Source organism: Dyadobacter fermentans DSM 18053, from assembly GCF_000023125.1.
GTDB classification, from domain to species: domain Bacteria; phylum Bacteroidota; class Bacteroidia; order Cytophagales; family Spirosomataceae; genus Dyadobacter; species Dyadobacter fermentans.
Genome location: NC_013037.1, coordinates 1,108,827 through 1,126,691, shown reverse-complemented (window position 1 = coordinate 1,126,691; position 17,865 = coordinate 1,108,827). Strand labels below are relative to the sequence as shown.

Annotated in this window: 16 protein-coding genes; 4 read left to right on the top strand and 12 right to left on the bottom strand. The window is 42.8% G+C overall.

Features of this window, described 5'->3' with window-relative positions; translation table 11 throughout:
* Nucleotides 1–276: a hypothetical protein gene (locus tag DFER_RS04775; protein ID WP_143828668.1), complete on the top strand. Its 276-nt coding sequence runs from the start codon at nt 1–3 to the stop codon at nt 274–276.
* Here DFER_RS04775 and DFER_RS04770 read toward each other — a convergent pair.
* A complete protein-coding gene (locus DFER_RS04770) occupies nt 271–1,017 on the bottom strand; it encodes a hypothetical protein (protein ID WP_015810472.1) in 747 nt (248 codons plus the stop codon). The two genes, DFER_RS04775 and DFER_RS04770, sit on opposite strands and share 6 nt — an antisense overlap.
* Before the next feature lie 206 nt (nt 1,018–1,223).
* Nucleotides 1,224–2,135 (bottom strand): hypothetical protein, encoded by a 912-nt coding sequence (locus DFER_RS04765; RefSeq protein ID WP_015810471.1) that lies wholly within the window; start codon nt 2,133–2,135, stop codon nt 1,224–1,226.
* A 135-nt stretch (nt 2,136–2,270) separates the two neighbouring features.
* Between DFER_RS04765 and DFER_RS04760 the strand changes: the two genes are divergently transcribed.
* Nucleotides 2,271–2,705 carry a helix-turn-helix domain-containing protein gene (locus tag DFER_RS04760; RefSeq protein ID WP_015810470.1) on the top strand — a complete coding sequence of 145 codons (435 nt, stop codon included), beginning with the start codon at nt 2,271–2,273 and terminating at the stop codon, nt 2,703–2,705.
* A 1,119-nt stretch (nt 2,706–3,824) separates the two neighbouring features.
* Here DFER_RS04760 and DFER_RS04755 read toward each other — a convergent pair.
* Nucleotides 3,825–5,057, bottom strand: coding sequence for a hypothetical protein (locus tag DFER_RS04755; RefSeq protein WP_015810469.1), 1,233 nt, complete (start codon nt 5,055–5,057; stop codon nt 3,825–3,827).
* Between the two features lie 676 nt (nt 5,058–5,733).
* Between DFER_RS04755 and DFER_RS04750 the strand changes: the two genes are divergently transcribed.
* Nucleotides 5,734–6,795: a hypothetical protein gene (locus DFER_RS04750; RefSeq protein ID WP_015810468.1), complete on the top strand. Its 1,062-nt coding sequence runs from the start codon at nt 5,734–5,736 to the stop codon at nt 6,793–6,795.
* Nucleotides 6,796–6,954: 159 nt separating this feature from the next.
* Here the strand turns inward: DFER_RS04750 and DFER_RS04745 are convergent, their stop codons facing one another.
* The 7 genes from DFER_RS04745 to DFER_RS04710 all read right to left on the bottom strand — a co-directional run bounded on the left by DFER_RS04745 (nt 6,955) and on the right by DFER_RS04710 (nt 15,206).
* Entirely contained in the window at nt 6,955–8,079 is a 1,125-nt protein-coding gene (locus tag DFER_RS04745; protein WP_015810467.1) for an alpha/beta hydrolase family protein, read from the bottom strand.
* 302 nt (nt 8,080–8,381) lie between these two features.
* Nucleotides 8,382–9,671, bottom strand: coding sequence for a DUF1508 domain-containing protein (locus tag DFER_RS30985; protein WP_015810466.1), 1,290 nt, complete (start codon nt 9,669–9,671; stop codon nt 8,382–8,384).
* 1,201 nt (nt 9,672–10,872) lie between these two features.
* A complete protein-coding gene (locus DFER_RS04725) occupies nt 10,873–12,660 on the bottom strand; it encodes an ATP-binding protein (RefSeq protein ID WP_015810465.1) in 1,788 nt (595 codons plus the stop codon).
* A complete protein-coding gene (locus DFER_RS04720; RefSeq protein ID WP_015810464.1) occupies nt 12,657–13,859 on the bottom strand; it encodes a hypothetical protein in 1,203 nt (400 codons plus the stop codon). Before DFER_RS04720 ends, DFER_RS04725 begins: the two co-directional genes overlap by 4 nt.
* 300 nt (nt 13,860–14,159) lie before the next feature.
* Nucleotides 14,160–14,390: a response regulator transcription factor gene (locus DFER_RS30850; RefSeq protein WP_187293430.1), complete on the bottom strand. Its 231-nt coding sequence runs from the start codon at nt 14,388–14,390 to the stop codon at nt 14,160–14,162.
* Nucleotides 14,391–14,775: 385 nt separating this feature from the next.
* A complete protein-coding gene (locus tag DFER_RS30675) occupies nt 14,776–14,910 on the bottom strand; it encodes a hypothetical protein (protein ID WP_262485294.1) in 135 nt (44 codons plus the stop codon).
* A gap of 5 nt (nt 14,911–14,915) precedes the next feature.
* Nucleotides 14,916–15,206: a hypothetical protein gene (locus DFER_RS04710; protein ID WP_143828665.1), complete on the bottom strand. Its 291-nt coding sequence runs from the start codon at nt 15,204–15,206 to the stop codon at nt 14,916–14,918.
* A gap of 58 nt (nt 15,207–15,264) precedes the next feature.
* Between DFER_RS04710 and DFER_RS29840 the strand changes: the two genes are divergently transcribed.
* Nucleotides 15,265–15,534, top strand: a complete 270-nt coding sequence (locus DFER_RS29840; protein ID WP_015810461.1) for a hypothetical protein — start codon at nt 15,265–15,267, stop codon at nt 15,532–15,534.
* 157 nt (nt 15,535–15,691) lie between these two features.
* Here the strand turns inward: DFER_RS29840 and DFER_RS04700 are convergent, their stop codons facing one another.
* Together DFER_RS04700 and DFER_RS29525 are read right to left on the bottom strand one after the other, a co-directional pair.
* Nucleotides 15,692–16,915 carry a hypothetical protein gene (locus DFER_RS04700; RefSeq protein WP_015810460.1) on the bottom strand — a complete coding sequence of 408 codons (1,224 nt, stop codon included), beginning with the start codon at nt 16,913–16,915 and terminating at the stop codon, nt 15,692–15,694.
* Between the two features lie 559 nt (nt 16,916–17,474).
* Nucleotides 17,475–17,555 (bottom strand): hypothetical protein, encoded by an 81-nt coding sequence (locus DFER_RS29525; RefSeq protein WP_374754561.1) that lies wholly within the window; start codon nt 17,553–17,555, stop codon nt 17,475–17,477.
* Between the last annotated feature and the right edge of the window lie 310 nt (nt 17,556–17,865).

Sequence of the window (17,865 nt, the reverse complement as noted above, 5' to 3'; positions counted from 1 at the left end):
ATGGAAACCATCCTGCTGCACTCTTTAACAGTCGAAGAGTTCATGGACCGCGTCCGCGCAATTGTCAAAGAAGAATTGAAAAGCGTGTTGCAACAAGATCAATTGCTTACCAAAGAAGGTGCTTTAAAGTTAACCGGAGCCAGCAACGCAGCTTTCCTGAAAGCTGTAAACGCGGGCATCGTAAAACCACAACTGGTCAAAGGCAGAACAAAGGCGATGTACCTCGAATCGGAAGTGCTCAAAATTGTAGTCAGTAGGAAGAGGAAGCCGTCATAATTCATAGGCATTAGGGTCTTCCGGTGGGGTAAATTTCTTCTCTTTTCCACTCAACTTCGAAAGTGCATCGCAGGCCATGTTGTATTGGTCGCACCAGCGCCTGCATTTGGATTTTATCTCCTTTTCGGCAAACCCTGAAAATGGATAGCGGAATTTCATCATGGCATGACCACCGTAAACATCTATATATTTTGAAAGATTTTCTTTGGTAAACTGCTCACGCAGCTTGCTCAGTTCGGCTTCAACAATTTCAACTGCTGGATGAAAGTCTTCGGTAGTAATGTCTTTTAGGGAATCAGGTAACTGAAATGGGGGTTTCTTTTTTTGCTTTTTGTTTGCGGCAGCGACCGCGGAGACTTTTTCCTGGAATTTTGCCTCACTCTCTTTAAGCTCCATGTATCGGGCCAAGTCAACATTTCGGGATTTCAATTCCTGGGATAAACGGATAATGCTGGATTTCCGGTAATAATATGATTTTCCCTTCTTGAAAAAATCATTAAATCCGAACGTTTCCCGGATGAACCTTCCCCCATTGTAGACCCCTTTGAAATATCTGCTCAGATCCCTGTCATCGATCCATTCACCTCTTTTGATGGAAAGCTTCTTTAATTCCAGGGCAACTTTATCCAGTGAGGCTTCAGAGAATTGCTCTTCTGGCGGAAGTGCTGGTGTACCCGCGATTCTAACAATAGCTTCCCTGATTTCTGACAGTTCTCTCAGTATCTGCTCTTGGGTTTTCATCGGAAAAGTGCGGGACATGTAGCCAGAACGCCTTCATTACTTGGTTGGATTCACCATGCCACTTATCCATGGCGATCAAAATCTTGCAATCCGACAACAGCTAATTTTTAGCATCAAAAACGAGGCAGGACGGGCTTCGCAACAATCCACCAAGATGAAACAGAATCACCGCCCTACCAAAGCCCCAAGATACTTTCTTTCAGTCGTTACACCAACGCCGATCTATTTTTTCGAAGATCAAAAGCCGTTTCGGCTAGTCTACCAACTAGCTGGTATAAGGTAAGCAAGTCAATGTAAACACCCCACTCCTGAGCAGACTGGCTACTTAGGGAGTAAAGGCAAATCCGGTTAAGTTCCTGTTTCCACTTCTTTAAGCCCTTATACTCAAAAAATTCTGTCAAGAATTGAATAGTACCGGCAGGTAGTTCAATTTCTCCTTGCGGTCTGACGCCAGCTTTGCACGTGACTTCGGCGGATGGTTTCGACTTGGTTAGCCGTTTTTCGTTCTCCCCGCCCAGGATCAGGTAGGCAGCATTGATGATCGATTCAACCTTTTCTAGTAGATAGAGCACATCCGCTGGGCAGCCCTTGTCGTAATATTTTTCTTGACAGCACACCTGCAAAATATCGTACAATCTCGCCTTAAAGGTTGTTAGGTCGTACGCGTCAAAAAAGGAATCAAGAATCGCGTACGGGTCATCGAATCCATCACGGTGCCAGATAGATAGCCTTTTAAGCCGCTTATTGAGCTTCTTCGGTAGGCCTCCTCGATTTGTTTCTGAGTCCGACTTCCCGGAAGGTGTTCTAGGCTCAGTACGCTCGCGTTCATCTCCTTTTGCTTTTGACAAAGACCGATGATGATCCAACACAAACGATGCTTCAAGGTATACCACTAGATTCTCAAAAAAATAGAGTTGCTCTCCAGGGCTGGCATCTACGTGCTGGCCTTCCGTCGATATCGATGCTGAGAGCATCTGCCACAAAAAGAACCTGCAATCAGCAATCGTATAATTTCTCCAAAACTCCGGGAATATTTTCTCCGGGTGCTCGGTCTCCTGACTTGATATCCAGACCGGTTTCAGATCCTTGACATCTTCTGAAATATATCTCATCATCATCCCTGTTTGAGTGGAATAAATGGTAAAAATCGGCACTGATGTGATTCTAAAAAATACCAAAACTATGGTTTCATAGCCCTAAAACAGCTATTTTAGGCTTTTGATCAGAAACAGAGAAACCTTATCTTTTGAAAAATGAGCACTTCGCAAGAAATGACAAAACACATCCACCACGGCCGGAACATCAAGCGCTTTCGGGAAATGTTGGGAATCAAGCAGGAAGGCTTAGCCTTCGAACTTGGCGGGGAATGGTCTCAAAAGAGGGTTTCGCTACTAGAGCAGAAGGAAGTCGTTGAACAGGAAATCCTGGATCAGGTTGCTCAGATACTGAAGGTTCCCGCAGAAGCAATCAAGAATTTCGATGAAGACAAGGCTCTGAATGTAATTTCAAATACCTTCAATAGCCATGATTCATCTACCATGAATGCTGTTAATGTCAATCCAACATTCAATCCATTAGATAAACTAATTGAAAGCTACGATGAGAATCGAAAGCTTTACGAACGTTTACTTACGTCCGAACAGGAAAAAGTAGAGTTACTCAAGCGACTGCTTGAAAATGCAAAATGAATCTGGCCTCGCGTTTAATTGATCACAACCAGACTGTAATAGCTGGATTTTCCGTTTTGCCTTGCTATTCCCGCAGCTTGAACCGTCAAGTAATCCTTGACAGTTGCTACTTCCTCCGTTTCGTGCTCTTTGAAGATATTTTCTACGTTAAAACTGATTTTTTTTGCTCTGTTTAAACAACTCAGCGATCTGATGCTGGCTAACCCACAGAAATGTGGTGGCTGAAATGTCGCTACTAGCCACAAACTACTAGTTCATGATTAGGTAGCTGAAATACGTTTCGTGCAACGTTGAATGCCTTGCCGGAGATTATTTCAGCAGACTTTAAATTTTTTCTTACAACCCCTCCGTAATTGTGAGAGGGGCTTGTAAGAAAAAATTTAATTATCTCTTATGGGCGATGATTGATAGGCTACGATGTGAGAATTGTTACGGACAATTTGCTCGCTGCACAAACTGATTCTTTGTTAAGATCATTTTTGATGCCAAAACACCCCGATTGGCCAAAAACAGTCCGGAAAGCGTAAAAAGGATCATTTTTATTCCAAAATGGTCTCAAAGGCGCATTTGGGACCAAATTTTCTTCTTCCCGCTTAATTTGGATCATTAGTGACGTTTCGGAGACTTGCACCGGCTCTCGGGCAAGGAATTGTAGCCACTTCAGACACGCGAAAATTAGATGCTACCACCTGTCTATCCGTGGTAGGCAAGATGTACAAATGTATCACGCGGCTGCCGCCGCGCGCTTCATTTGGATCTTGCTCTGCGAGGCCGGCCTTACTCGGAACTCGTTCGGCTTGTTGATTGTAGGCGGGCAACAAGACACCCGAGGTATGCCGGGGAAAGGATTCCGACACGATTGTTTCTCAACCATCGTTTACTCGATTTTTTGTACACTTCCCATTTTCTATGTTTTGCGGCCCCCTAGGATTACTAGAAATGGTAATCATCCAGTTAAGGTCTTATCTATAATAAAGACCGCCCCCGTCTTGACGTGCTTCAGCAGCAGAATAGGGGCTCGCTTATTTTACTTAAACGAAATTTCGTGCAATTAACGGAAGACCAATTGTACTGAGTCGGCTGCGTTGACGCGGTGTCGGCCGTGCAGGATTTCGTCTATCAAAAAGCAAAGCCAACTCCTGCTCGGGCATTAACCTCGCCGGATTTAACCTTCACTATACTTTTGACATAGCCCACACCGGAGAGGCTGACTGCCGAATCGAAGTACAATTTGTGAAACAGGCGTTGTTGATATCCTGCCGATATTCCAACCAATTGGGTGCGGCCTGAATACCTTTCTCGGTGACTATAGTGCTCATATTCCCATCGATATCCAAAACGAGCACCCACATACAACCCCGAAAGGTTGTCTGATGCTTTCCCTTTTCTAACCTGATTTTTTTGAAGGTAGTAGAATCGGAGTTGTCCTTCGCCTTCTGTCCTTCCGTGAAAAGTTTTGTAGCCGTATAATGTTGACCGATCAGTTTCATTCCGGACAGTAAAATTCATCGAGAAAGGGCTTCGTCCGATTTTTCTCTCGTATCCGATTTCAGCCCGGATCGATTGATTTTGGAGACCAACGTTCACCTCAGGCAACCTAATTTTGAAGTGTTGTCTGACCAAATAGTCGCAATGAAGCACATCACATAAGGGGCCACTACCAGTTCTTTTCCAATCTCCCAAAGCAAGGCCGATCAAGGAACGAGACGCAAAAACCAGATTGTTAATACGAAATTTTGACGTCACCGGCCAACCCGAGATATACCACTCAGGATATGGTCTCAGGTAGTACAGACCCAGGGAAAAATCAAGAAAGCCGCTTGTTAAAAAACGGCTTTGGAAACCGTAAGACAGACTAAAATGGTCCCTTACATACCCATATTGAATAGCACCCACTGATCTTTCATATAAAACAGACAAATAACTCCCTGTAAAATTATTGGCGCTTTGCTGACGGGCGATCCTACGCATCATGTTGGGATACCAGCGGCTACCGACGCTAGCAAATAAATTTCGGCCGCTCAACTGCCTGAAAAAACTATCTAGATAAATTCCATCGCCCTCGCGGGCTGCCCTTGAATAAATGGCAGCCTCCAAGGATAAAAAGGGGAAAAGCTTGTATTCAACTGCGGCAGTAAGTCCCATCCCCTTGTAAGTGGATGCTGTGTAACCCAGCTTAAAAATCCTTTTTGTAGGAATTTTGGTCATGAAGACATTTTCATACCGGTCGACAAAGTGCTGGTCTTCAAGCGTTACTGCTTCCTCGGAAAATATAATTGATGTAGTATCCTGGGCGCACAATGGCATCGCCAGCGATATAATTAGCAAAAGTGAGGTAAGGACGTTTAGCATGCATCCAAGGAAGGCTCAATTATTATTAGTTCTTATGTCAGTTTCTATTTAAAGAGGCATAAATACACTGAAACGGTTGTATGGAACGAACAAATTTTCGAAATAAAGGTTGACACCTTGGAAACATGTGGAAATGTTTGAAAATCGGCCACAACTCCGATACTCGGTTGGGCAACTGAAAGTTGGATGCAAAAGTTAAATCGCAGACCAATCCTGGTTTTTACGACGTGCGTGATACTCATTGCGTCTTTATTCGAGCTGCTACTAGGTATTTACACGACTTGAAGCAGAGTTCTCGGTCTTATAGATTGCGTCCGCACGCTTTTGAGACGGATGTTGTGATTTCTGCAAACGGCTAAGTTCGAATTAAGTATTTTGAATTAATCACTTACCAGTCGAAAACTATATCCACTCCCAAAGACTCACCTTGGATAAATTCGAAACAAACCTTCAAATTATTAAAGAAGTAAATGGCAGGCATTTGGAGAGGCATAATAGAAGCATAAAAAAAACTTTGCCTAACATGCAACCATTTTATTCACTTTGTTCCACTTTGAATCAGCGCTACAAACGAAATATATTTTGTGTAAATGTTAACGGTACTTTCTGTTGTACAATTTTATATTGTGCATTTACAATTCTGTTCAAATAGTATAAATCTTAAATATTTTATCAAATGAAGTTAAAATCATTTGCCACATTGGCCTTTTTTGGAACAATACTGTTCTCGTGCAACGAAGAAAAATTCCCAGAAATAGAAATAAGAAAAATTGACTCATCGATTCTGCAATCCACTGGCGGTTCTGTGCTTTTGCACAAAGGAATCTTAGAATTTACAACGGTTGGTGTATTCAATGAATTCTGCGAAAAGTTAAAGAGCGACAATGGTTTCAAGAAGAACATGGAACAAAAATACGGAGACGTTCTACTAATTGGAGATGTAAGGAAAGGCGAAATATCTGACCTTCAACGACAAATAATTGAAAATGTTCCAACCGCATATGTCTACTTGCTCAATAAGGACGCCGCATATATTATCAACGGTCAGTATGTGCGATTTGGGAAAAAAGAGCAGTTTTTTGTCGACAAGAGTAAAAAAGATCAGATTGACTGGGCAAACGAGGATACTATCAACAGGAACGAGGTGAGGACCTACAAATACGGCAGATCGCCTAACATACTTTTGGAATCTTTTTCCAACGCGAGACTAGATTTTAACGCAGATGCATACGCAGTAGGTGGAGATCAAGCGCAATTTTGGCAATTTACACCTGTGGCAGGTTGGAGAAAATGGGTTGATGAAATAGATGCACGAATTGCGGCAATAGTTTTTGTTCCCGGGCAACTGGACCCACAAAATTATTATCCACAGATTACCATGGAGGTAAAATATAAAGCAAAGCTGGAATGGAAAGGTAGTGGATCATGGCAGCCCGCCTCAAATTATCGTGTAATAACACCTAATTTTTCGTATACCTTAAAGTTTGGAGTTGACCCTGCAACTGCCGTTACAGTTGCGGCTCGTACAGTGGGACCAAATTGCTGTAATGGTCAACCGCCTGTGGGACCAATATATGGCACAACTGATTGGGAATATTCTATGGCCAACTATACTTATGTGGACCGATTCAACCAACAAGGATCTAGCAAATGGTATTTGACAGGCTCGGGTACGGTCAAGCACTATATTGATGGAGATGATCAAGTAAACATTTGGGATAGACCAATTTCATGGTAAGAATTAGAAAAAAAGCGGCTCAAAGCTCAAAAAAGGCAGGAGAAATTCCGGCCTTTTTTGACGTCAGATTAAAATTTGGATGTCTGCTAGGCGTTGCACGGCAGCGATAACGTTTATGTCAGACAGTTCAATAAGCCAACCTGTGATGCCAGGTAAACCTTATCTCGTAATCTCCAATACCCAAGTTGATATTTCGTCCAGGGCCTTCGGAGAAAACGTTTGTTCCAGCTTGGCGTACTCCTGCATTGTGCATTCGTCGCATTCCTGAAAGAAATGATTCAGCCCCGGCATTTCCCTTGTAGTTACTTTCCCATTTAAATTCCTTAGGGAATTGGCAATCGCTGTCAGGTTCTCCTTGGGAGTGACTTGCACGTCTCTACCCCCATTCAAAGCCAGAACTGGGCAAGTTACTTTGGTGAGTGACGAGACGGGGTCATACTTCAAAAAGAATATCCACCAAGGCGTCGTCACTGCTGCCACCTGCTCGCTTACGAACTGGGCCTTTGTAATGTTCGCCGGCATTAACTTCTTCGGAAAGTTCTGAAAGGCATTCTCTGCCAAAACGGTCAGCTTCGCATTTCGCTCTTTCGGATTCCCCGTACTCTGAACGACTTTATAGGCTGCGGAACTCATCTCTCTTGCTTGCGAAATCTCCGATTGCGAAAGGCCTATACTATTCCCTACCAGTCCAATTTGAATAGACATTAGCGAATCACCCCTAATACCGGGAGCTGCTAGCAGCGTAATAAAATCAATGTCCTGCGAACGGCCCGCTACTATTGTCGCGATTGTCCCGCCCTCGCTATGGCCAATAAGGCCTATTTTGCTCACCTCGATTTTCTTTCTGCTTTTCAGGTATCCAACCGCACTTTCCACGTCATCAGCGAAATCCATTGAAGTTGCCTTTGCAAAATCACCGGTAGACTTTCCTACACCTCTATCGTCAAACCTCAGTACTGCAATTCCTTTCTTTGTAAGATGATCGGCCAATACAAGAAAAGGCTTATGCCCACCACTCACCTCTTCATCTCGGTTGTGTGGGCCGCTGCCTGTGATTAGCACAACTGCGGGATATGCACCTGTTTTTTCTGGTAACGTCAACGTACCAGCAAGCACGTCGCCAGTTTTTGAATTTGTGAATTCAACATCCTCACTGTAATAGGGGTACGGCTTTTGTGGCTCTTGCGGATGCTTATTTTGGGAGGTATTTTCTTGCGGATTGCAGCTACTTAGAAAGATCGCAGTGAGAACCGTGAACACACTCAGTAACTTTGCATTTTTCATATCAAGTAGATACAGTGTTTCCTGTGAAGTTAAATCCCTTATTTTACAAGAGTTAAAAGACTTTCGACCCTTCCACTTACCCACCAATAAGGCCTAAGCCATTAATAGACACATCTCTGGCCTCCAACGGCGGAAAAGCCGTCATTTCTCAAAAAACATCCGTCCGCCGGTCGGGACTGGTCGATGATACGGGGCGGGAGTTTGAGTTGTTGGAGGTGGAGGAAAGTGCCTAATGAAATCATTGCCGATGGATAGTCAATCGATTAGCATTGGCGCCTCCAAAGCTGCCTGTTCTACTGCTTTCACTCTTTGGATAAAGCCCATTCCGGCAATGTCAACACCTTGTCCATGTTTTTGCTGAACTGTATTGCATATGCAAGTGCTGGCCCCTCATGCTTTAAATTGACTTCCACCTCCTCGTAATGGACCATATTCCCGCAATTTTCTATCAGAAAATCAAAAGCCGGCAGATTTAACCAGGTCGCATTTGGCGGTGCCGACGACATTCGGCAAGCATATACAACAGGGATTCCCACTACCGTCAACTCCGCCCCTCTATTAACCAATGTCACCTCGCCATAATCAATCCCTATCCCCAAACCAATGCTTTTTAGAAAAACAGTAAAAATGCTTTTGTACTTCTCATAGTGCTCTCGAAACACTGCGTGGCACTCATCACATGCTCTAAGTGCATGCAGAATCGAGTCCTTTCCAGAATAAAAATCTGGAAAAAAAGCCAAAATACCATCTCCCGTAAATTTGTCGTAAATGCCAAAGTTTGAAGTTATCACATTCGATAGCTCACTCGACAATTTGGTAATAAACTCAGCGTATTGCCTGGGACTTCTCGATTTGAGCATTAATTCCGTTGACTTTCGAATGTCTATCGAAACAACCACAGCCTTCATTTCTGAATTATTTGCAAACGCTTCTTGAAACAATTTATTGGTTTTCAACTCGCTCAGGGCCTTAGACGGTAGTCGTTGTTCTACGCTAACCAATCCTACAAGATTCTTAATCTCCTGAAGATCAGCTGATAGATCTGGAAGGTTTTCACTAGTTTCCGGCTGAGCAGCGCTAGCCCTAAACTCCTTTTCTTTCAGTGCAATCTCAAGCAGACGTTCTGAGATTTTATATTCGTTGAGAAACCTCTGAAAACTTTCATAGGCAAGTTCATTCTGGAGCCCTATTCCCACCTGTACATGCCTGGATTCCTCCGAATTGGGCTTTCCTGAGTCTGCCTGCGATTCCGTTGCAATTGTGTTCGGTACAATTTGTAAAGTCGCACCAAAAGCATTTTTCTTCACCGACTCTATGCCGTTATCTCTGCTTGCAGCCGATTCGTACATCTCAGAACTTCCTATGGCCTGCCCGTTACGGGCTCTCAATAGAAAGTAATATTTATTATTTTTCGAAGTCAGGCGATCGAATTGAGAATCTTCTAACGAATTGACACGAACTGACTCTATACCATTCTCACACGCCGCCATAGTCGTGTAGCCCTCACTTGCCAATATCACTTGACCATTGCCGGCTTTCAAGTTAAATTGAAATTCTCCGTTAGCCCGCTTAGATATTACAAACGTTCCCATGCTCAGAATTCGAAAATTAGACAATAAACAAAACAATCTTGTTGATACAAACAATATATCTGCTCTAGCAGTAAGTTACAAATCGAATGAAGGTCGCTTACTGAGATGGTTTCGAAAAACCGCACACTTTTTTGTACAACTTGATGCAAAATGAAAGACCAAAATCTGTGAAAACTCGGAGGAGCTATGATGCTGAGTTCAAACAAGAAATGATCAGAATACTCGTTTCGGGCAGACGTGTCGGGGAAATTTCGGAGGGTTTCGGAATTGCCAAGAAACGGCCGCCGCGAGTTCTCTATCGTTGGAGAAGAATGGCTACAAAAAAGACAAAAACGAATAGTGGCGAAAATCGCGACGATAGGCATAATAACCACCTAACCACATTTTGACTATTCGTGCTAACGATGCAAAGCTCGGCGACCGCGTCATTCTGGGATTGTCGCCACACCATATTACCTCGCCGGCAAGTTAAAATCGTAAAGCTAGAACCGAAGGGATTAGCCCGGACCAGTCACTATTTCAACACCATCTGGATTCACGTTGGCCAGTGAGAGCAGGACAGATGTTGTGGATGCGAATGAGCGTGAATATCCCATTCGGCTTTCGGCTGCCGACAGCTAGCCTCCCACTTTTCGTAATTTCCCGACAGGGGGCGTTTCTGATTTGACCGGCCTCCGAATAACTAGTTAATACTTGGGATGAAAAACGGCAATACGTCTTCAAGCCTTACAATCGGGTGACCTTGGTTCCACAGAGGTAAATCAAGGTACGTGTACAAGTAGAAACGTCCCCAGGAGTTTAGTTGACACCCCTATCGACTATGAGCCGGAAGGCGAATAGCAGGGGTCCAGGGGTTTTCCCATGGCCAGCACCGCCGGGGAGTCGCTTTTTGCGACGTACCGGCGATAGCTGGCTAAGGAGAAAACCCCTGCCCATGTCCGAATCTGTTCGAAAGAGTTCGCTTCCGCTCTAAAAAATTCGGATTTGTTTGAAAGTGTTTGAATTCGTTCGAAAGCGTTTGAAATTGTTCGCTTTTGCCCGAAACCTTTTGTGTCTCTAACCTTCAACAAGTTCCAGAAGCTAATCAGATAGGCACTAACTTGCCTCAGGTTTTAGACTCTTACGAACATACATGGAGGAAGACAGCTAAATGGATAATATTGTTTGATGTCGAAGTGACGAGGTCAAGTATTACCAAACGTCACTTTTGGGCAACCTCTCTTTTCCATCTTTTGATTATATCGGTGAAATCAATGTCTCTCCAGTCTTCTTTCCACTCATCTTGAAAATTAATAGATTGAGATTTTGGCTCAGGATTCGGCTTTTCGAGTTTAACAACGGATGGAATCAAAGTAGCATCCCCGACAATTAAGCACTCCCCTTGCCCTAAATTTGGGAGAATATCTGACACTGAATTTGAGTTCTCTGGCATCAGAGCTTTGACATAGTTCTGATCATTCACATTGGTAAGTCTGAGGGAAATAAAGTTGTTGCATTGGGAAAAGATAGTTTCTGAAACCTCAGATGGCCTCTGGCTTACGACCATTAAGCTCAGTCCGTATTTCCTTCCTTCTTTTGCGATTCTTTCAAGCGATTTTTTCGACGCATTATATTCGGCACCTCCGCTTTTTGGAACATAATTATGTGCTTCTTCACACACAATGAGAAATGGGATGTCATTGTGCTTAGAATCCTTATGCTGTAATTTTGAATAGTGAAAAGCAAAATCAAAGACCAGACGAGAGATTAAACTAACGCAAACGCTCAGTACCTCAAATGGAATTCCGCTCAGGTCGACAATTGTAACATTACATTTGTCGAGATATCCAAGAAATTGTCGAAGTATTCCTTCAAAGTCAGAAGTAATGTACCTCGAATTATCCAATTTTTGAGGATCGAGGATAAATTTAAGTCTTTTGTCTTTTAGCTTAGTTTCTAACCTAGATATAAATCGATCAAATTCACCATAAAATCCCCCATGCCGCGACACTTTAGCTTTCAATAGTTCATGTTTTGAGGTAGCGGTAGAATCTTCAAACTCGATAAGATTCCAGAGATTTTTTTCTGAATACTCTAAGTTTTTTGCTGTCAATGATGCTAATAGCAATTTATCGTCCTCTTTGTAGACGGTTAATGAGTTAATATTGGATATATAGTTGAACACTTCATTAATATCAAAGAATACTGGCGTGTCGTAAGTTATATTTTCCTTCAACCCAGGATTGTGTTTTTCCTTATTTAAAATGACTGCCTTCTTAAACTGAGATATTTGGTTGTGATGATTCATTTCATTTCCTTCAATGAAAAGCGCTTCCAGTTCTGACGAATTCATTAGCCAATAGGGCAATTTAAGCGTATCAACATCCAGTACGTTCAAGCTGAATTGCTCAGCTGAATCGAGTGAAAAGGCAGATTGATATTCTGAGTGAATATCAAAAATTATTACGTGCGAATTTCGCTTTCTTTCAAAATATAGGTTTTTCTTTCCAGATATACCCACTGCGTCCTGCAAGATCTTGGCTACTGTACACGACTTGCCAGATCCAGTAGACCCAACCAATGCGATATGTTTACTGAAAAATTTATTTGCATCGATTAAAAAATCTATATTGCTATGAATTATTTTTCCAAATGGAAAATTATATTGAGCTTGGCTCTTAAATATTATATCTAATGAGGTATCGTCAACAATAAAGGCTGGTTCAGTTGGACTTGGAATCAAAGATGATCCACGTTTGAAAATATCGCTCTCGATATAACCAATTGGCTGCGTGGTCAGAACAAATTTTAGGTTTGATTCTGGATCCGTGGTTACGGTAGATTTGATATTCTGAATCTGTGCAACCACAAAGTTCAAATTACCATCTGATATCTGTATATATCGTCCAATTTGAAGTTCCTTCTTGTTTTCTTCAAAGGTTTTGTAATCCTTGACTGATATTGTGATATTATTTGGCGAACTGTCAAGGACTTTTCCAATCTCTTTCATATGGTCGTGGCTAGTTGAAATAGATATTTGATTTCCGCTATTTCGTTTGTTTCAATTAATTCAATATTCAAATCAGGTCGTGCTTCCCATGTAAATATATTCCGCTTGGAAATCACATAAACATCATCCATTTGCTCCTGCTTCTCGACAAGTTCAAACTCATTAGCGTAGGAACAAATTCTCACTTTAAACTCCGATCTCCCATCTTTGATCTCCTTCAAAGGCTTCCTAAGAAAATGTTTTACATTGAATTCTCCCGCTACATGCCCTCGCTCGACAATGACATTCTTTTCATTTAATCGCCTCCAAATAGTATTTATCAGTGCATTGTCGCCAACTATGCAGAAGATTGGACACTCATGGAGTCTTATTTTGTTGTTGTACTTTTTTACGAAATCCTCAATAAAATTCACAATTTTTGACTCAAAGTCCAGAACGAAGTCAGAATCTAGCACTAGACATCTGATGCGCTGATTCCGTGATAATAGGTCGCGCATTTGGTCTCGCCGTCTTTTTAAGAGATTTTGATAGCTCGACAACTCCCTAGTCCATCTGCTTATCGCCGTTTTCTTCTTCGCTTTTAATGCATCTATAAAGGAGTCTTTCGTGACCGTCCTTTCACTTTCAAGATGCTTTATGCTAAGATTGGCGATCGATTGTAATGCATTTGGGTAAAATAAATCTTCAACATCCTGAGTGCTAAATCCTTCTTTCGATAGCAACACAATTGTGCTTTTCTGGAGATCCCCAAGAGATGGCCCAAATTCAATTTCGAAATGTGAAAGAAAAGTATTCTTATCACTTACGTGCACCAGACTCTCTATGATTGTTTTGTAGCTAGTATCCTGGCTCGAAAGAATCTTGGCAAGCTCTTCCTTTGTGAGCGATCTTTTGGAGTTGACTGGTTCACTAGGGAAATGAGCAAAAAGCTTGTATTTTGTCTTTTGTGAAGATTTATTGAAATAGTGATCCATCATCAACAATACGGGTTTGTAGATTGATGACAGTGTAAACTTTTCTTTTTCCTCGTGGTATTTGCATTGCGTTGATTCAATACCTGCCGGGGTAGCAACATCGATGTCTTCGATTGGTCCTTCGATTACTATGCTGTCGTTGATGTTTGCTTGCAGTAGCACATGTAATGTTACAGTAAACTGATAGATGAAGCCTTGAATAGTATAGTCAGCCGTTCTGCTCATAATAAGGGAACCTCAGTGCGAATTTAAAGAACACCAAGAAGCTCAAATAATTAGTTATTCAGAAGAATTTTAAGTAAATATTATTAAATGGTTCTGTAAGCTTTCCCGCATCTATGCAACCTGCGTGAAGCTGAGGCACCTTGAAATACTCCATCTGAATGGGTTTGGGATTCACCTTTTAGCAAGAACAAAAGTAAAAATTGCGATTTGAACTGTCGAGAACATAAAGAACAAAAGCTCAGAGAATATTGGCTGACCGTGCGAATTTAAGCAACTCCACTGTGTTAAGGGAATTCGTTTTCAGCAGCATATTCTTTCTGTAAGTGTCCCGAAACTGTAAGTGTCCCGATGTGTGTTTACTGTATGGTGGCTAATGGATAATTTATCTGCTATCAAAATGCTGCCTAAACCGTCCGCAATATGTCTAAGAATATCAATTTCACGCTTGTTTAGCAGTTGATCATCATCGATTCCCGGATAGGATTGTCGATAGCTTGAAACCTCCCAAGTTCCTGTTTTTGGATTGAGCAATCCGATTTGCTGGTAAATCCGTGTCCATTACTTCTGTTGTGGTAGCTTGGTACAAAATCCCGATAGCTGATCGGAAGGCCATTCTCCTGCCGGTGAGTAACCTGATGTTGCTGGTAGAGCATTCCGATTTTCTTATTGCCACCCATTACTGTATAGTGCAGTTTAAAGCGTACCATATCGCCGGATATCTCCTGAACACCACGGTTTCAGGGAAGCCTACATTGCCGAAAACATATTTACCGCTTTTGCCGGAGAGAGAATCAAGTGTTGAATGACAATAAGCCGTCATGACCACTAATTTTCCGTCACCGGATCGCCATAAAATCCGTTGTCAAAAAAGTCCTTGCGCACCTGGTACAGGCGCCGCATACTCTCGAGGCCTCTATTAGGAAGCCATACCATCCAGGTAACCTTCATTCGTCATGGCATCATAAAGCACGTTCGCTACCGGGATTGCTGTCTCAAATACCCCGGCGAACTGCTTCTTGGCAGGATCGGTAACGCGCAGTACCCGGTGCACAGTCTCTAGCTTATGAGCAGGGAATCGGAAAAGACTATCGGAAACAGATCGATGCCTGCCAGGCCCTTCGAAGGCTCCGCTTTCCGTAGCGAGCGTTCCCTCCGGTATAGTTCCTCGATCTTGTCTTTAGGGGACTCATGCCGCAATGCCTTCATTTTTAAAGTCTTCAACTGCTCATACTTTGTCCCCTCAATGCTCAGCTGCGCAAGCCTTTCCCGTTTTTCCTCCAGCTCATTGGCTTCAATGAGCTCTTCCATCTGCCGCAGCGTTCCTGCCGCCTCCATCTGTATTTGCAAGTAGTGCTGGATTTCATACCGGACCGACAGGCATGCGACCCTATTCTCATTATCACCAATGTCCATAAAATACGCTGCCGGCCCTCCCGGCCTTTTCGAGCAGCTCTTCCAATATCGGTTTCTGGTCCGCCATCCTAGCCTCAGCTTCGCCAAGTTCGGCCCTAGCAAAAAGGTCTACATTTACTGCAAACAAATAACCGCCCTTCGCCTCGAAAATGATCGCCAGGAAGTACGTGAAGAAATTCTTTTATTCCTTCGCCGCTCGCTCAACAACATCCGCCTGCCTGTACCACTCTGCGGCTTCGCCGACAACACTTGCCGCCAGTAGAAAGCTTTCCCCTTCTAAAATAAGCCCACTTTCTTCCCGCAATTTAAACTGTGCCGTTTGGGCTATGATAGTCACAGCCTTACTGAGGAACTTGAAGCCAAAATGGGAGTAAATGTCCAAAGCAGCCGAGTAATAACTGAAGAACAATTTAACACATTTATTTGCTCACTGGTAGCTTCTGGAGGACCTGCTTCACTACTTCATTTACGTCGATTGGCAAAGGATCGGTGTTCTTTGAAACTCTAATTCTCTGCGGATCTTTGAACATTTCATCAAGTACCTTTGTCAAATATTCAGTCACTTGAGTGTCGTTCCTTTTCTTTATTTCATCAGTAAAAGCCAATATCGACTTAGATAACACGGTCTTATAGGCATAATCTTCCGCAATACTGCGCTGTCGCACATATTGCTTTGAACAAAATCCCGCACCGGTCAACATAATAGCAACAGCGGCGATACGGCCAATTATCGAGGCCCAGCTGTCGGCATTGGGAAGGTTCCATCCGTAAAGTATCCACACCGTACTGGTTCCGGCAAGAATTAGAAATCCAAGAACACCGAATAGCCAAATGTTGATATTTTTCTTCGCCACCGAAAATTGAGCTGAAAAAGCCGCGCTGACGCCTTCAGCACTTCTGAGTGAAAGTGCTTTTTCTGCTTGCGCGATTAAATGGTCAATTTCGGACTCCCTTGAAAGCAGAGTTTTTGCCTGTTGTTGCAATTCAGTAATATTAGCTTTATACTCTTCAATATTCTCTGCGAACGTATTGATTGACAGCTGCCTGGACTCAATTGCCGTTTGAGCGTCCCTAATTTGGTCCTCACGCAGCTTCGCTGAACTTTCGATATTAATTAACTCCACTTGTTGACGCTCAAGTTTTTCCACTATGACCTGGACGTCCTTTACACTGTCATCGACCTTTTTAAGGAGAGCCGTTGCATCTATTTCAATTTGCTCCAGTTGTTGGATAAATACCAACTTTCCATTGTACTTATTTTCGAGATCATCGTATTGGGCAATGACTCTATTTATTTGCTTTGTTGCATCGTTTCTCTTCAACGAATTTAACAGGTATGAAAGTTGGAGAGACTCTATCTCGCTAACCACTTTATCAAGCTTAATCAACGGTAAGTTAGGGCGTGCCTCTTGAGCTGTATCTTCTACTGCTGTATACACCCTTCTACGAGTTGAGAAGGAAAGACGATCGAATGCCCCTGTATGGATCGATTCCTTTAGGGAATCCCTCGACTGCATGAAGATCTCCCTGAACTCACCAACGGTTACGTCGTCAAAGGCAATCACGGAGTCATTTCGATAACTATCTAACACTTCGGTTAGCTTATTTAGACTTTGGAGGATTGCGGTAGTTTTAGCTCTCATTTGTCTAGCAGTTGTTGTCCAAAAGTTGGTAGAGTCCTGTTACAAGATCGGAAGGTTTCCCATATTACAATTTGACTCTTAAATTTTCGGATCGATTCAGGGAAGCTTACAATACGGGCAAGGCAACAGTGTGAAGCGAAGTGGGAATATTTATATTGATTTTCCATCGGCAAAAGAGAAATTTGATAAATCCGGATTTTTGGTAGCAAGAACAGGCCAAAATTGCAATTTGGCACTATCAAAAAGACGATATTTACAGGAACCTAGACCGTTTCGATCCTCAGACACTACGAAACTGATATCCCGAGCACGGAATTACCGGCGATCCCGTAGGTCTACTCCCTCTATCGTGAGTGCAGACCTACGGGATCCGGAATGCGAGTACCTGTTCTTTCCTTCGTTTCTTTCCCTTGCGACCGTGAACAAAGAAAAGAAACCCGTGTAAAATGCGCGCGTTTCTGAAAATGATTTGTAACAACCCTAAAAATCTACCTGATCTGAGGGTCGGCGGCTGCAAGGGCTTCTTTCCTTGTAAATCCTTCAATGAGCGCTTCCATAGTTATACCTGGGAGACACCCAACTGACGACATATCTCATCAACCCGGGCTCCTGTCTCAGACTGCCTGAGCGCAAAAACGATCTGAGCTTCCCTAAATTTCGATTTTTCACATTGACAAATCCCAATTTTGAGGTGTTTTTATCACCGAAAATCCCTGATTGTTAGCCATCTCGTTTGATGGGAGAGGTCAAATGCGACCAAATATATACGAATAATAAGAATATTTAATTACTGCGCAATTTTTTGGGAAACATTTCCAATTTAATAAAACCTAAGGTTACCAGACGGTATTTATTTGCCAATTAAAAGCAAATGACATCTCGCTCGTAAAGAAACTTTTAGTAAAAAAATGATAGCTTCCGGGCCCGGTATTTGAACAACCGGGCCGGAA

Bases quoted from the DNA above. Each gene is read 5' to 3' on its own strand.
- DFER_RS04775 (WP_143828668.1), top strand. From the start codon at position 1: ATGGAAACCATCCTGCTGCACTCTTTAACAGTCGAAGAGTTCATGGAC.
- DFER_RS04770 (WP_015810472.1), bottom strand. From the start codon at position 1,017: ATGAAAACCCAAGAGCAGATACTGAGAGAACTGTCAGAAATCAGGGAA.
- DFER_RS04765 (WP_015810471.1), bottom strand. From the start codon at position 2,135: ATGATGATGAGATATATTTCAGAAGATGTCAAGGATCTGAAACCGGTC.
- DFER_RS04760 (WP_015810470.1), top strand. From the start codon at position 2,271: ATGAGCACTTCGCAAGAAATGACAAAACACATCCACCACGGCCGGAAC.
- DFER_RS04755 (WP_015810469.1), bottom strand. From the start codon at position 5,057: ATGCTAAACGTCCTTACCTCACTTTTGCTAATTATATCGCTGGCGATG.
- DFER_RS04750 (WP_015810468.1), top strand. From the start codon at position 5,734: ATGAAGTTAAAATCATTTGCCACATTGGCCTTTTTTGGAACAATACTG.
- DFER_RS04745 (WP_015810467.1), bottom strand. From the start codon at position 8,079: ATGAAAAATGCAAAGTTACTGAGTGTGTTCACGGTTCTCACTGCGATC.
- DFER_RS30985 (WP_015810466.1), bottom strand. From the start codon at position 9,671: ATGGGAACGTTTGTAATATCTAAGCGGGCTAACGGAGAATTTCAATTT.
- DFER_RS04725 (WP_015810465.1), bottom strand. From the start codon at position 12,660: ATGAAAGAGATTGGAAAAGTCCTTGACAGTTCGCCAAATAATATCACA.
- DFER_RS04720 (WP_015810464.1), bottom strand. From the start codon at position 13,859: ATGAGCAGAACGGCTGACTATACTATTCAAGGCTTCATCTATCAGTTT.
- DFER_RS29840 (WP_015810461.1), top strand. From the start codon at position 15,265: ATGTCCATAAAATACGCTGCCGGCCCTCCCGGCCTTTTCGAGCAGCTC.
- DFER_RS04700 (WP_015810460.1), bottom strand. From the start codon at position 16,915: ATGAGAGCTAAAACTACCGCAATCCTCCAAAGTCTAAATAAGCTAACC.